Origin of the sequence: Enterobacter sp. BNK-16, from assembly GCF_048684955.1 — a bacterium.
GTDB classification, from domain to species: Bacteria; Pseudomonadota; Gammaproteobacteria; order Enterobacterales; family Enterobacteriaceae; genus Enterobacter; species Enterobacter bugandensis.
Genome location: NZ_JBLQTQ010000001.1, coordinates 715421 through 728430, shown reverse-complemented (window position 1 = coordinate 728430; position 13010 = coordinate 715421). Strand labels below are relative to the sequence as shown.

Annotated in this window: 12 protein-coding genes; 7 read left to right on the top strand and 5 right to left on the bottom strand. The window is 56.0% G+C overall.

The genetic code is table 11. The features are described 5' to 3' along the window. Nucleotides 1-26 precede the first annotated feature (26 nt). The 6 genes from aroB to trpS all read left to right on the top strand — a co-directional run bounded on the left by aroB (nucleotide 27) and on the right by trpS (nucleotide 5859). Complete coding sequence (aroB, locus tag ACMGGH_RS03595; RefSeq protein ID WP_041911921.1) at nucleotides 27-1115, top strand: 3-dehydroquinate synthase; 1089 nt, start codon at nucleotides 27-29, stop codon at nucleotides 1113-1115. Nucleotides 1116-1207: 92 nt separating this feature from the next. After that, nucleotides 1208-2509 carry a cell division protein DamX gene (gene damX / locus ACMGGH_RS03590; RefSeq protein ID WP_047367190.1) on the top strand — a complete coding sequence of 434 codons (1302 nt, stop codon included), beginning with the start codon at nucleotides 1208-1210 and terminating at the stop codon, nucleotides 2507-2509. A gap of 67 nt (nucleotides 2510-2576) precedes the next feature. Next, nucleotides 2577-3389: an adenine-specific DNA-methyltransferase gene (dam, locus tag ACMGGH_RS03585; RefSeq protein WP_028014659.1), complete on the top strand. Its 813-nt coding sequence runs from the start codon at nucleotides 2577-2579 to the stop codon at nucleotides 3387-3389. Between the two features lie 41 nt (nucleotides 3390-3430). Further along, nucleotides 3431-4108 (top strand): ribulose-phosphate 3-epimerase, encoded by a 678-nt coding sequence (gene rpe, locus ACMGGH_RS03580; RefSeq protein ID WP_023333698.1) that lies wholly within the window; start codon nucleotides 3431-3433, stop codon nucleotides 4106-4108. Next, nucleotides 4101-4862 (top strand): phosphoglycolate phosphatase, encoded by a 762-nt coding sequence (gene gph / locus ACMGGH_RS03575; protein WP_048959300.1) that lies wholly within the window; start codon nucleotides 4101-4103, stop codon nucleotides 4860-4862. The genes rpe and gph overlap by 8 nt, the downstream gene beginning before the upstream one ends. Then, nucleotides 4855-5859, top strand: a complete 1005-nt coding sequence (gene trpS, locus ACMGGH_RS03570) for a tryptophan--tRNA ligase (RefSeq protein ID WP_028014657.1) — start codon at nucleotides 4855-4857, stop codon at nucleotides 5857-5859. The genes gph and trpS overlap by 8 nt, the downstream gene beginning before the upstream one ends. Before the next feature lie 72 nt (nucleotides 5860-5931). Here trpS and ACMGGH_RS03565 read toward each other — a convergent pair whose 3' ends face one another. From ACMGGH_RS03565 to tsgA, 5 genes are all read right to left on the bottom strand, one after another. Continuing rightward, nucleotides 5932-6102, bottom strand: a complete 171-nt coding sequence (locus ACMGGH_RS03565) for a YhfL family protein (protein ID WP_008503029.1) — start codon at nucleotides 6100-6102, stop codon at nucleotides 5932-5934. Nucleotides 6103-6246: 144 nt separating this feature from the next. Then, the gene (gene cysG, locus ACMGGH_RS03560) at nucleotides 6247-7620 is read right to left on the bottom strand and encodes a siroheme synthase CysG (RefSeq protein ID WP_028014655.1); all 1374 of its coding nucleotides are present in this window, start codon (nucleotides 7618-7620) and stop codon (nucleotides 6247-6249) included. A gap of 135 nt (nucleotides 7621-7755) precedes the next feature. After that, nucleotides 7756-8082: a nitrite reductase small subunit NirD gene (nirD, locus tag ACMGGH_RS03555; RefSeq protein ID WP_045259347.1), complete on the bottom strand. Its 327-nt coding sequence runs from the start codon at nucleotides 8080-8082 to the stop codon at nucleotides 7756-7758. Then, on the bottom strand, nucleotides 8079-10622 hold the full coding sequence (gene nirB, locus ACMGGH_RS03550) for a nitrite reductase large subunit NirB (RefSeq protein ID WP_232949162.1): 2544 nt from the start codon (nucleotides 10620-10622) through the stop codon (nucleotides 8079-8081). The genes nirD and nirB overlap by 4 nt, the downstream gene beginning before the upstream one ends. 260 nt (nucleotides 10623-10882) lie before the next feature. Further along, nucleotides 10883-12067, bottom strand: coding sequence for an MFS transporter TsgA (gene tsgA / locus ACMGGH_RS03545; protein ID WP_045259345.1), 1185 nt, complete (start codon nucleotides 12065-12067; stop codon nucleotides 10883-10885). Between the two features lie 278 nt (nucleotides 12068-12345). On the opposite strand from tsgA, the gene ppiA reads away from it, so the two are divergent. Beyond that, nucleotides 12346-12918 (top strand): peptidylprolyl isomerase A, encoded by a 573-nt coding sequence (ppiA, locus tag ACMGGH_RS03540; RefSeq protein WP_032644556.1) that lies wholly within the window; start codon nucleotides 12346-12348, stop codon nucleotides 12916-12918. Nucleotides 12919-13010 lie beyond the last annotated feature (92 nt).

The following is a 13010-nucleotide window of genomic DNA, read 5'->3' as shown; positions in this document are numbered from 1 at the left end:
AAAGCATTAAAGGTGGATGTCGCGTCATGGAGAGGATTACAGTTACTCTCGGGGAACGTAGTTACCCTATCACCATCGCGGCTGGTTTGTTTAACGACCCAGCTTCCTTTTTACCACTAAAAGCGGGTGATCAGGCGATGCTGGTCACCAATGAGACGCTGGCTCCGCTTTATCTCGACCGCGTGCGTCACCTGCTTGAGCAGGCAGGCGTAAAAGTCGACAGTGTGATTCTGCCCGATGGCGAGCAGTATAAAAGCCTGACGGTACTCGATACCGTCTTTACCGCATTGCTGCAAAAACCGCACGGTCGCGATACAACACTGCTTGCCCTGGGCGGCGGTGTTGTGGGCGATCTGACCGGCTTTGCGGCCGCAAGCTATCAGCGTGGCGTCCGTTTTATTCAAATCCCGACCACGTTGCTGTCTCAGGTCGACTCCTCTGTCGGTGGCAAAACGGCAGTCAACCATCCCCTCGGCAAAAACATGATTGGCGCGTTCTACCAGCCTGCGTCGGTGGTGGTGGATCTCGACTGCCTGAAAACCCTGCCGAAACGCGAGCTGGCCTCTGGCCTGGCTGAAGTGATCAAATACGGCATTATTCTGGATGGCGAGTTCTTTAACTGGCTTGAAGAGAATATGGATGCGCTGCTGCGCCTGGATGAGGCGAAACTGGCATACTGCATTCGTCGTTGTTGTGAGCTGAAAGCAGAAGTTGTCGCGGCAGACGAGCGTGAAACCGGCTTACGTGCTTTACTGAATCTTGGGCATACGTTTGGCCACGCCATTGAAGCCGAAATGGGTTACGGCAACTGGCTGCACGGTGAAGCCGTCGCGGCTGGCATGGTCATGGCAGCCCGCACCTCTGAACGTCTTGGGCAGTTTAAACCGGAAGAGACGGCACGTATCATTGCGCTACTTGAACGTGCAGGTTTGCCGGTAACCGGGCCGCAGGAGATGTCGGCGCAGGCGTATTTACCCCACATGATGCGCGATAAAAAAGTATTGGCAGGTGAGATGCGTCTTGTACTCCCGCTTGCAATAGGGAAGAGTGAAGTGCGCGGCGGAGTGTCGCACGATGTCGTTCTTGGCGCCATTGCTGATTGCCAGCAGGCGTAACAACTAGAAAGGTCAGGCCACTGTTATCGGTGGTCGTTTAGCTTCAGGCGAAATGCAAAGACGTAGGCATAAGCCTTTGAGTGGGGTGTTAAATGGATGAATTCAAACCAGAAGACGAGCTGAAACCCGATCCCAGCGATCGTCGTACTGGTCGTTCTCGTCAATCTTCAGAACGTGATAACGAGCCGCAGATCAACTTTGACGATGTTGATCTGGATGCAGACGATCGTCGCCCTTCGCGCAGCCGCAACGCGCGTGATGAGCGAGAAGAAGAGGATTATGAGTCCGAAGAAGATTCAATGGACGAACAGCCTGTAGAGCGTCGCCCGCGTAAACGTAAAAAAGCCGCTGCGCAGAAACCGGCCTCCCGTCAGTACATCATGATGGGACTTGGCGTTCTGGTACTTGTGCTGCTGATTGTTGGCATTGGCTCTGCGCTGAAAGCACCGTCCACCAACTCAACCGAACAAACCGCCTCCGCAGAGAAGAGCATCAACCTCTCCGGTAATGATGCGACGGATCAGGCGAATGGTGCACAGCCAGCGCCGGGCACCACTTCCGCTGAGCAGACTGCCAGCAACACAACGACGCCGCAGGATGTTTCTCTGCCGCCCGTTTCATCAACGCCTGCTCAGGGCCAGGCACCTGTCACGCCCGAAGGCCAGCAGCGTGTTGAAGTTCAGGGAGACCTGAACAATGCGCTGATGCAGCCGCAAAACCAGCAGCAGGTTGATAACGTTGTGGTTAACTCTACGCTGCCAACTGAACCTGCAACCGTCGCGCCGATCCACGGTGCTACCGCGCAGCCGCAGACGGCAGCAACGGAAACTAAACCGCGCCAGACGCAAACTGCGACGCGTCCTGAACGTAAGCAGGCGGTCATTGAGCCGAAGCGTGAAACCAAGCCTCAGGCCGTGGTAAAAGCGCCTGAAGTGAAAGCCGCACCGGCACAGCCGAAACGCTCTGAAACGGCTGCCGTGAGCGAGCCGGCCAAAGCGCCAGTCACGCAGACTGCGCCGAAAGCGACGGCAACCACAACGGCACCTGCTGCCACCGCTGCGCCTGCCGCAACGGCGACGGCTTCCAGTGCTGCAGCAGGTAAATCAGCTGGCAACGTCGGTTCGCTGAAATCTGCACCGTCCAGCAACTACACGCTGCAGTTGAGCAGTTCGTCTAACTATGACAACCTCAACGGCTGGGCGAAGAAATCGAATCTGAAAAACTACGTGGTTTATCAGACGACCCGTAACGGACAGCCGTGGTACGTGCTGGTGAGCGGTGTGTATGCTTCCAAAGATGAAGCGAAGCGCGCCGTGGCGACACTGCCAGCAGACGTTCAGGCGAAAAACCCGTGGGCGAAGCCGATTCATCAGGTGCAGGCCGATCTGAAGTAATGTTTAAAGCGCAGGATGCTGTCGGAGCTTTCTCCACAGCCGGAGAAGGTGTAATCAGTTAGTCAGCATGAAAAAAAATCGCGCTTTTCTGAAATGGGCAGGGGGGAAATACCCCCTGCTCGATGATATTAAAAAGCACCTGCCAAAAGGCGAGTGTCTTATCGAGCCCTTCGTGGGTGCGGGATCGGTGTTCCTGAACACCGATTTTTCTCGTTATATCCTGGCGGATATTAACAGCGACCTTATCAGCCTCTATAACATCGTCAAACTGCGTACCGATGAGTATGTGGAAGAGGCGCGCAAGCTGTTTACGCCAGAGAACAACAGCCCTGACGTTTACTATCAGTTCCGCACGGAATTTAATCAGAGCCAGGATCCGTTCCGCCGCGCGCTGCTGTTCCTTTACCTCAACCGTCATGGTTACAACGGCCTGTGCCGGTATAATTTGCGCGGCGAATTTAACGTGCCGTTTGGTCGTTATAAGCGCCCGTACTTCCCGCAGGACGAGCTGTATCATTTTGCGAAGAAAGCGCAGAATGCAGAGTTCCACTGCCTCTCCTATGAAGAGTGCATGGAACTGGCAGGCGTAAACTCGGTGGTCTACTGCGATCCGCCTTATGCGCCGCTGTCTGCGACGGCGAACTTCACCGCCTACCACACCAATAGCTTCAGCCCGGCCGAACAGGCCCGCCTGGCGGAGATGGCGGAAAAACTGGTCAGCAAAAGAATTCCGGTGTTAATTTCAAATCACGATACCCCTGATACGCGCGAATGGTACAAAGCCGCGAAGCATTTTCAGGTTAAGGTGCGGCGTAGCATTAGCAGCAACGGCGGCACACGTAAAAAGGTGGACGAACTCCTGGCTCTTTATCGCCCCTGAGCCGTTTTGCCCGCCGGTAAACACATTTCAAGGAGATGCGGATGAAACAGTTTTTGATTGCCCCCTCAATTCTGTCGGCCGATTTTGCCCGCCTGGGTGAAGACACGGCGGAAGCTCTCGCAGCTGGCGCAGATGTCGTCCATTTCGACGTTATGGATAACCACTACGTTCCCAATCTGACCATCGGTCCGATGGTGCTCAAGGCCCTGCGTAACTACGGCATTACCGCACCGATCGACGTTCACCTGATGGTGAAGCCTGTCGACCGCATCGTGCCTGACTTTGCCGCAGCGGGCGCCAGCATTATCACTTTCCATCCGGAAGCCTCCGAGCACGTTGACCGCACGCTGCAGCTGATCAAAGAGAACGGCTGTAAGGCGGGGCTGGTGTTTAACCCGGCAACACCGTTGAGCTATCTCGATTACGTGATGGACAAGCTGGACGTGATTTTGCTGATGTCCGTCAACCCGGGCTTTGGCGGTCAGTCGTTCATCCCTCACACGCTGGATAAGCTGCGCGAAGTGCGCCGTCGCATTGACGAGTCTGGCTATGATATTCGTCTGGAAGTGGACGGCGGTGTGAAAGTGAATAATATTGGCGAAATTGCGGCAGCGGGCGCGGATATGTTCGTTGCAGGTTCGGCAATTTTCGACCAACCGGATTACAAAAAAGTCATTGATGAAATGCGCCGCGAGCTGGCGAAGGTAAGTCATGGATAAATTGCAGGCAATTCGGGGTGTGGCATTCGACCTCGACGGCACGCTGGTGGACAGCGCGCCGGGCTTAACGAGCGCCGTCGATCAGGCGCTGTATGCACTGGAACTGCCCGTTGCGGGCGAAGATCGTGTGATTACGTGGATTGGCAACGGTGCCGATGTCCTGATGGAGCGCGCGTTGACGTGGGCTCGTCAGGAACGCGCGTCGCAACGTTCCGCGCAGGGGAAACCAAGCGTCGATCACGCCGATATCCCGCAGGATGAGCAACTGCGTATTCTGCGCAAACTGTTCGATCGCTTCTACGAAGAGGCCGTCGAGGAGGGAAGCTTTCTGTTCCCGGACGTCCAGGAAACTCTGAGCGTGCTGCACGCGAAAGGCATCCCGCTGGGACTGGTGACCAACAAGCCGACGCCGTTTGTTGCGCCGCTGCTGGAAGCGCTCAATATCGCGAAATATTTCTCCGTGATTGTAGGCGGGGATGACGTGCAGAACAAAAAGCCGCATCCGGAGCCGCTATTGCTGGTGGCAGGAAAATTATCCTTAACGCCTGCGGAGCTGCTCTTTGTCGGGGATTCGCGTAATGATATTCTGGCTGCCCGAGCGGCTGGGTGTCCTTCCGTCGGTTTAACCTATGGCTACAACTACGGTGAGGCCATTACGCTGAGTGAGCCGGATGTTGTGTTCGACCACTTCAAAGATTTGTTGCCCGCACTCGGGCTTTCGCACAGTGAACATCAGGAATTGAATAATGACTAAGCCCATCGTTTTTAGTGGCGCACAGCCTTCAGGTGAATTGACCATTGGTAACTACATGGGTGCGTTGCGTCAGTGGGTCAGCATGCAGGATGACTACCATTGCATTTACTGCATCGTAGATTTGCATGCTATCACCGCGCGTCAGGATCCTGAGAAGCTGCGCAAAGCCACCCTGGACACCCTGGCCCTCTATCTGGCCTGCGGTATCGATCCTGAAAAGAGCACCATTTTCGTTCAGTCTCACGTGCCGGAGCATGCGCAGCTGGGCTGGGCGCTGAACTGCTATACCTATTTCGGCGAGCTGAGCCGCATGACCCAGTTCAAGGATAAGTCTGCCCGCTACTCTGAAAACATCAACGCTGGCCTGTTCGACTATCCGGTGCTGATGGCGGCCGACATCCTGCTGTACCAGACCAACCAGGTGCCGGTGGGTGAAGACCAGAAGCAGCACCTGGAGCTGAGCCGTGATATCGCCCAGCGCTTTAACGCGCTTTACGGTGACGTATTCAAAGTGCCAGAGCCGTTTATTCCTAAATCCGGCGCGCGCGTGATGTCGCTGCTGGAGCCAACCAAGAAGATGTCCAAGTCTGACGATAACCGCAACAACGTTATCGGCCTGCTGGAAGATCCGAAATCTGTGGTGAAAAAGCTCAAGCGCGCGGTCACCGACTCCGACGAGCCGCCTGTGGTGCGCTACGACGTGCAGAACAAAGCGGGCGTCTCCAACCTGCTGGACATTCTCTCCGGCGTGACCGGCCAGAGCATTCCCGAGCTGGAAAAACACTTCGAAGGCAAGATGTACGGCCACCTGAAGGGTGAAGTGGCAGAGGCGGTTTCCGGCATGCTGACCGAGCTGCAGGAGCGCTACAACCGCTACCGTAACGACGAAGCCTTCCTGCAGAAGGTGATGAAAGACGGTGCGGAAAAAGCCAGCGCGCGCGCGTCCGAAACCCTGAAAGCGGTATACGAGGCGATTGGGTTTGTGGCGAAACCTTAAGCCGCCACCCGACAAATACGGACTCAATAAAAAAACCGGGAAATCCCCGGTTTTTTTACGCCTGAAAAACGCTTACTGCTGTGCCGCCGGGCCGCAACCGCCGATGATCTTCGAAATGGAGATCGCCGGGTGCAGCAGGTAATCGTAGCTGCAGTTATTTTTAGTATTTTGAACGTGACCGGTGCAGGCGGTCAGAGTCGATAACAGGCCAACCAGAACGGCGGCTTTTGCCAGCTTGAACATACGCATTCCTTGTCTAAAAATCTTAAATTGGATGTAACACGAGGGAATAAATGGAAAAGTTCCACTATGCGAGCGGTATGTTATCGACTGAGGTATGAAGGGAGTAGTCCGCTTAAGGACTACTCGAAGGAGGGAGAATATGCGTTAGTGATTCGAGAACCAGTTCAGCTTATCGCGCAGTTCAACCACGCGACCCACCACAATCAGCGCCGGGCTTTCGACCTGCTGCGCCAGCTCACCGAGCTGCGTCAGCGCGCCATTCACCACGCGCTGCTTGATTGACGTCCCGTTTTCCACCAGCGCAACGGGCATATCAGCCTCCATGCCGTGTTCCAGCAGTTTCGCCTGGATGGTGGCGGCCTGGTTCAGCCCCATGTAGAACACCAGCGTCTGCTTTTCAGCAGCCAGGTTATGCCAGTCCAGCTCGCTGCCGGTTTTCAGGTGGCCCGTCACCAGACGCACGCTCTGGGCGTAGTCGCGATGGGTCAACGGAATGCCTGAGTAGGCTGAACAGCCGGATGCCGCCGTTATGCCCGGCACCACGGAGAACGGAATGCCTGCATTGCACAGGGTTTCCAGCTCCTCGCCGCCGCGGCCAAAGATAAACGGATCGCCGCCCTTAAGGCGCACCACGCGTTTTCCCTTTTGCGCTTCACGCAGCAGGATCTGGTTAATCTCCTCCTGCGGCACGCAGTGGTAGCCTGCCCGTTTACCGACGAAGACGCGGTCGGCGTCGCGGCGCACCAGGTTCATGATGTCATCGGAGACCAGGCGGTCATAAACCACGATATCCGCCTGCTGGATCTGCTGGAGCCCTTTCAGGGTCAGTAAACCCGCATCTCCCGGACCAGCCCCGACCAGCACCACTTCACCACGGTGATCCAGCGGCTCGCTCAGCAGCTGCTCGGTCGTCTCTTCAACCGCTTTCGCGTCCTGATTCGCCAGCGACTGCGCCAGCCTGTCGTTAACGAAAAATTTCTCCCAGAAGCGACGACGCTCACCCACGGTTGAGAAGGTTTGCTTCACGCGGGAGCGAAGCTGCCCGGCGTAGTGGGCTATCTGGCCGAGATGCTGCGGCAAAATAGCTTCCAGTTTTTCCCGCAGCAGGCGGGCAAGTACGGGCGAGCGGCCGCCGGAAGACACCGCGATCATCAGCGGTGAACGGTCAATAATCGACGGCATGATAAAGCTGGCCTCTTTCGGCGCATCCACCACGTTGCAGAAGATCCGGCGCGCTTCGCAGGCGTCGCTGACGCGCTGGTTCACTTCATCGTCATCCGTCGCGGCAATTGTCAGCCAGCAGGTATCCAGCAGGGACTCATCAAACTCCCCCTGCACCAGCGTGAGCATCCCTTCCTGAGCCCAGACGTCAAACTGCGGAGCGAAGGTGAGGGCATTGACGGTCAGTCGGGCTCCAGCATCCAGCAACAGGCGCGCTTTGCGTTCAGCCACATCGCCGCCGCCCACAAGCAGGCAGTCGCGATGGCGTAATTGACAGAAAATCGGCAGGTGGTCCACGACGTTACCTCACAGCATTCAAGGAGGGGGTAAGAATTGACGTCAGGATAACAGCAGGAATCGTACAGAACATACGGTTTTTCCTGCCGTTACCCATAAGGGGTCATAAGCCTTTCCTATTGGAAAGGCGGAGGGTTACGCTTTGAGCTGCACCTTGCCGTCCTTCACGCGGGCGTCGTAGTGCTTCACGGAGAAGCTTTCATCTTCCATGCAGTGCCCGTCGGTTAAGCGGAAACGCTGCTTTTTCAGCGGGCTGGCGACCCACAGCTCACCTTGATGTTCAGCAATCAGACCGCGGGAGAGCACGCTGGCCTCAAAGAACGGATCGATATTGCTGATGGCAAAGACCTGTTCATCGTGGCGAGGGCGGAAAATAGCTACCTGCTCGTTACCCAGCAAAGCACAGACGCCGGTTGCTGGCAGAATGTCGTTAATGTTGCAGATGTTTACCCACTGGCTCATGCGTTTTCCTCCACCAGCATCACCGGAATGCGTTCATACGGGGTTGCAGGACGATGCTGTTCGCGCTCCGGCACCACTTGCACGTTCGGGTCGCGCTGGGTGCTGTTGATAAAGTGTTTGAAGCGCGTCTGCGCCGCCGGGGTGTTGACGGTTTCGGTCCACTCGCAGATCACCGCCTCGCGCAGGCGAGCCATCTCGGATTCCAGCTGTTCGTTCAGACCCAGCTTGTCATCAATGATGACCGACTTCAGGTAGTCGATACCGCCTTCCAGGTTATCGAGCCAGGAAGCGGTACGGGTCAGCTTATCGGCGGTACGGATGTAGAACATCATGAAGCGGTCGAGATACTGGATCAGCGTGTCGCGATCGAGATCCGCCGCCAGCAGGTCCGCGTGGCGTGGTTTCATCCCGCCATTGCCGCACACGTACAGGTTCCAGCCTTTCTCGGTGGCGATGATCCCTACGTCTTTACCCTGCGCTTCCGCACATTCACGGGTACAGCCGGAGACGCCGAACTTCATTTTGTGCGGGGTACGGATGCCTTTGTAGCGGTTTTCCAGCTCGACGCCGAATCCCACGCTGTCGCCCACGCCGTAGCGGCACCAGGTGCTGCCCACGCAGGTTTTCGCCATACGCAGCGCTTTGGCATACGCGTGACCGGTTTCGAAGCCCGCTTCAATCAACTGACGCCAGATTTCCGGCAGGTCATCCTTCTGCGCGCCAAACAGGCCGATACGCTGGGAACCGGTGATTTTGGTGTACAGATTAAACTCACGTGCGATACGGCCCACGGCGACCAGCCCTTCCGGGGTGATTTCGCCACCGGCGGAACGCGGAATGACGGAGTAAGTACCGTCTTTCTGGATGTTCGCCAGAAAGTTATCGTTGGTGTCCTGCAGCGGCGTGTGTTCTGGTTTGAGCACGTACTCATTCCAGCAGGACGCCAGCAGGGAGCCGACGGTCGGTTTACACACTTCACAGCCGTAACCCTGGCCGTGTTTCTCCAGCAGTTCGTCGAAGGACTTGATGCCTTCCACGCGGATCAGATGGTACAGCTCCTGGCGAGAGTAGGCGAAGTGCTCGCACAGGTTGTTGTTCACTTCGATGCCCTGTTTCGCCAGTTCAGCGTTCAGCACCTGAGTCACCAGTGGAATACAGCCGCCGCAGCCGGTACCGGCTTTGGTTTCGGCCTTCAGCGCCGCAACGGTGTGGCAGCCTTTGTTGATGGCGGAGATCAGCATGCCTTTGGTGACGTCGAAGCAGGAGCAAATCTGCGCGCTGTCCGGTAGTTTATCTACGCCGATAGATGGTTTACCGCTGGATGCGTGCGCCGGCAGGATCAGCGCGTCCGGGTTTTCCGGCAGCTCAATGGCGTTCAGTACCAGCTGGAGCAGGTTACCGAAGTCGCTGGTATCGCCCACCAGCACCGCACCGAGCAGGGTTTTGTTGTCCTGGCTGACGATAAGGCGTTTATAGACCTCTTTGCTTTCGTCGAGGTAAACGTAGCTGCGGGAGTTCGGGGTGCGGCCATGCGCATCGCCGATACCGCCTACGTCCACGCCCAGCAGCTTCAGCTTGGCGCTCATGTCTGCGCCGGTGAAGGCGTTTTCGCTGCTGAGGATATGGTCCACGGCGACCTGCGCCATTTTGTATCCTGGCGCCACCAGACCGTATACCCGGTTATTCCAGCTGGCGCACTCGCCGATGGCGTAGATATCCGGATCGGAGGTCTGGCAGGTATCGTTAATCATGATCCCGCCGCGCTGGGCTACGGCCAGGCCGCACTGCGTGGCGAGCTTGTCGCGCGGACGAATACCGGTGGAGAAGACGATGAAGTCCACTTCCAGCTCGCTGCCGTCGGCAAAGCGCATGGTTTTACGCGCCTCTGTGCCTTCCTGCACGATCTCTTTGGTGTTCTTGCTGGTGTGAACCTTCACACCCATGCTTTCGATTTTACGACGCAGCTGGTCGCCGCCCATGTGGTCCAGCTGTTCCGCCATCAGCATCGGGGCAAATTCGATAACGTGGGTTTCAACGCCGAGGTTTTTCAGCGCGCCTGCCGCTTCCAGGCCCAGCAGGCCACCGCCAACAACCGCACCGCGTTTGCTTCGACGAGCGCAGGATTCAATGGCGTTGAGGTCTTCAATGGTACGGTAAACGAAGCAATCCTGGGTTTCCGACCCTTTAATCGGCGGGATCCACGGATACGAGCCAGTCGCCATGATCAGCTTATCGTAAAAAACCGTACGCCCGGCGCTGGAGTGGATCACTTTCTCCTGACGGTTGATGGTGATAGCGCGTTCGCCCACCAGCACTTTTACGCCATGCTTCTCGTAGAACCCTTCGCGCACCAGAGAGAGCTCTTCGGCGGTATGGTGAGAGAAGTAGGAAGACAAGTGCACACGGTCGTACGCCTTGCGGGGTTCTTCACAGAACACGGTAATATCGAACTGGTCAGCATCGGCTTTATCGAGAAGATCCTCAATAAAGCGGTGGCCGACCATGCCGTTACCGATGATAGCGAGTCTGACTTTGCTCATTTTTGCCTCGATTTCTTTTCTATTACTGCCTACCTTAACGATTCAGCAGGGGCACTTATTGATGCAAATCAAATACGCCTTCACCTACTCCTTAGTGGGTATATCTATGATTTGTCAGGTTTTTTATAAGTAACGGATATTGTTTGATTTTTGTGCTTGCTTGTTTTTCGCACAAATTTGACGGGGTTTTTTACGAATCGGCAGTCAGAGCGGGTAAGCAGAGTAAAACCCCTTTGCAGAACGCAAAGGGGTTTTGACGATTAGTGGGTAGCCGTTGCCGTATTGTGCTGACGGTGACGGGTCACGAAGCCCAGAATGAAACACATGATAAACACCACGGCATACAGACCGTTAGCGGTGTGCAGCGCGGCCAGCGGGCCGCTGTGCGCCACAATCGGGCCCGTGACCACGAAGGTCAGCATGGTGCCGATGGTGCCGCAGGTCAGCACGAAGTTCACCAGCTTTGGCGAAGCCACTTTGGTCTGCAGGGAGCCCAGGGTGATGATTGAGGTGTAAATCGCGCTGGAGAAGAAGCCCAGGGTCAGGATGAACCATGGCATATGCTCCGGGGCACCGTTGATGAACAGATACATCAGCACGGTCGCCAGACCCGCCAGGACGGTCAGAATACGTTGCAGGTCGAAGAAGCGCAGGATGAAGCTAAAGGCCCACATGCCGAACATGTAAGACATCCAGAAATCGCTCACCAGTTTGCCCGCGTCGTTCAGGCTCATGCCCAGACCTTTGGCGTATTCAGGTACCCACGAGATAAAGCCCAACTGACCGAGGATGTAGCACAGGGCGGCAATGGAGAGGAACAGCACGCCGATACCCCATTTTTCCTTCGCCACCGGCTCTGAGGTGGTCTGCGCTTTTTTGCCCAGCACCGGGAAGTCACAGCCGAAGGTCAGAATGAAGATCGCGACATAGACCAGACCGATACAGGCGTATACCCAGTACCATTCAATGCTGCGCGCGAGCAGATACGCGGCGACCATCGGGAAAATCATCCCGGCCATGCTGAAGAAGGAGTCGGTAAACAGCAGGCGCGCGCCGCGCTGGCGGCCTTCATACATGTGCGTAATAAGGAACGTACCGATCGACATCGTGATCCCGCTGACCAGGCCCAGCACGAACATGGCGGCGGAGAACAGGGCGATGCTGTGGCTCAACATCAGGCCCGCCACGGCGGCAACCATCAGTACGAAGCCGAAGCGCAGCTGGGTTTTCAGCGGGACGATTTCCATCAGCCAGGCATTCAGGAAAATTGAGATCAGGATCCCCGCGTTGAGGAAGGTGAAGGTGTTACTCATGCTGGAAACGGGCAGCTGGAAGTAGTCTGCGATATTTCCCATCACCATCCCGGTGACGATCACCAACGCGCCGGTCAGGGCGTAGGAGAAGAAGCTTATCCATGTGAGCTTGATGCGATTGCTGTTAGTCATGTCTGGCCTGTTCAGAAAAAGAAAAGCGCCGGAAGGGCGCTGAGAGCGGGCAGATTTTAGTCGCTAAAGTGATCTATTCCTATCTTTTAAGGGAAATGAATATGCCATTGCAGGTTTTAGTGTGATCCAAGTCACACTAAATGGCGGTATAACCAATCGTTTGCGCAGTAATAATTGTTTCAATTTCGTAAAATTAGGTAAAAGGCTGGTCTCGGTTCATACTGCTCTTTAGAATCAAGCCATTCGCTTTTTATACTGCGCTTTGTTAAGGAATTCTCATGCTCAAATCAACACTGGCGGCTGTCGCAGCTGTGTTTGCTCTTTCTGCCGTTTCCCCTGCTGCGCTGGCAGCCAAAGGGGACCCTCACGTTCTGCTGACCACCTCTGCCGGGAACATTGAGCTGGAACTGAATAGCCAGAAAGCTCCGGTTTCTGTAAAAAACTTCCTCGACTATGTGAACAGTGGTTTCTATAACAACACCACCTTCCACCGCGTGATCCCTGGCTTCATGATTCAGGGCGGCGGCTTCAACGAGCAGATGCAGCAGAAACAGCCTAACCCACCCATCAAAAACGAAGCGGACAACGGCCTGCTGAACAAGCGCGGCACCATCTCCATGGCGCGCACGGCGGATAAAGACAGCGCCACAAGCCAGTTCTTCCTCAACGTGGCGGATAACGCTTTCCTCGACCACGGCCAGCGCGACTTCGGCTATGCGGTCTTCGGTAAAATTGTGAAAGGGATGGACGTGGCGGACAAAATCTCTCAGGTTCAGACCCACGATGTCGGTCCATACCAGAATGTGCCGTCTAAACCAGTGGTGATTCTCTCCGCGAAAGTGCTGCCGTAATCGTTCTCCCACACGGGCATATCCTGCCCGTGTCTTTCAGCCCTCCCTGCGAAAGCGCGTTTTGCTGCTTATACTTGTGGCAAACGGACTAT

What these genes read in the sequence shown, in the direction of transcription:
- aroB (WP_041911921.1), top strand. Translation starts at nt 27, where the DNA reads ATGGAGAGGATTACAGTTACTCTCGGGGAACGTAGTTACCCTATCACC.
- damX (WP_047367190.1), top strand. Translation starts at nt 1,208, where the DNA reads ATGGATGAATTCAAACCAGAAGACGAGCTGAAACCCGATCCCAGCGAT.
- dam (WP_028014659.1), top strand. Translation starts at nt 2,577, where the DNA reads ATGAAAAAAAATCGCGCTTTTCTGAAATGGGCAGGGGGGAAATACCCC.
- rpe (WP_023333698.1), top strand. Translation starts at nt 3,431, where the DNA reads ATGAAACAGTTTTTGATTGCCCCCTCAATTCTGTCGGCCGATTTTGCC.
- gph (WP_048959300.1), top strand. Translation starts at nt 4,101, where the DNA reads ATGGATAAATTGCAGGCAATTCGGGGTGTGGCATTCGACCTCGACGGC.
- trpS (WP_028014657.1), top strand. Translation starts at nt 4,855, where the DNA reads ATGACTAAGCCCATCGTTTTTAGTGGCGCACAGCCTTCAGGTGAATTG.
- ACMGGH_RS03565 (WP_008503029.1), bottom strand. Translation starts at nt 6,102, where the DNA reads ATGTTCAAGCTGGCAAAAGCCGCCGTTCTGGTTGGCCTGTTATCGACT.
- nirD (WP_045259347.1), bottom strand. Translation starts at nt 8,082, where the DNA reads ATGAGCCAGTGGGTAAACATCTGCAACATTAACGACATTCTGCCAGCA.
- nirB (WP_232949162.1), bottom strand. Translation starts at nt 10,622, where the DNA reads ATGAGCAAAGTCAGACTCGCTATCATCGGTAACGGCATGGTCGGCCAC.
- tsgA (WP_045259345.1), bottom strand. Translation starts at nt 12,067, where the DNA reads ATGACTAACAGCAATCGCATCAAGCTCACATGGATAAGCTTCTTCTCC.
- ppiA (WP_032644556.1), top strand. Translation starts at nt 12,346, where the DNA reads ATGCTCAAATCAACACTGGCGGCTGTCGCAGCTGTGTTTGCTCTTTCT.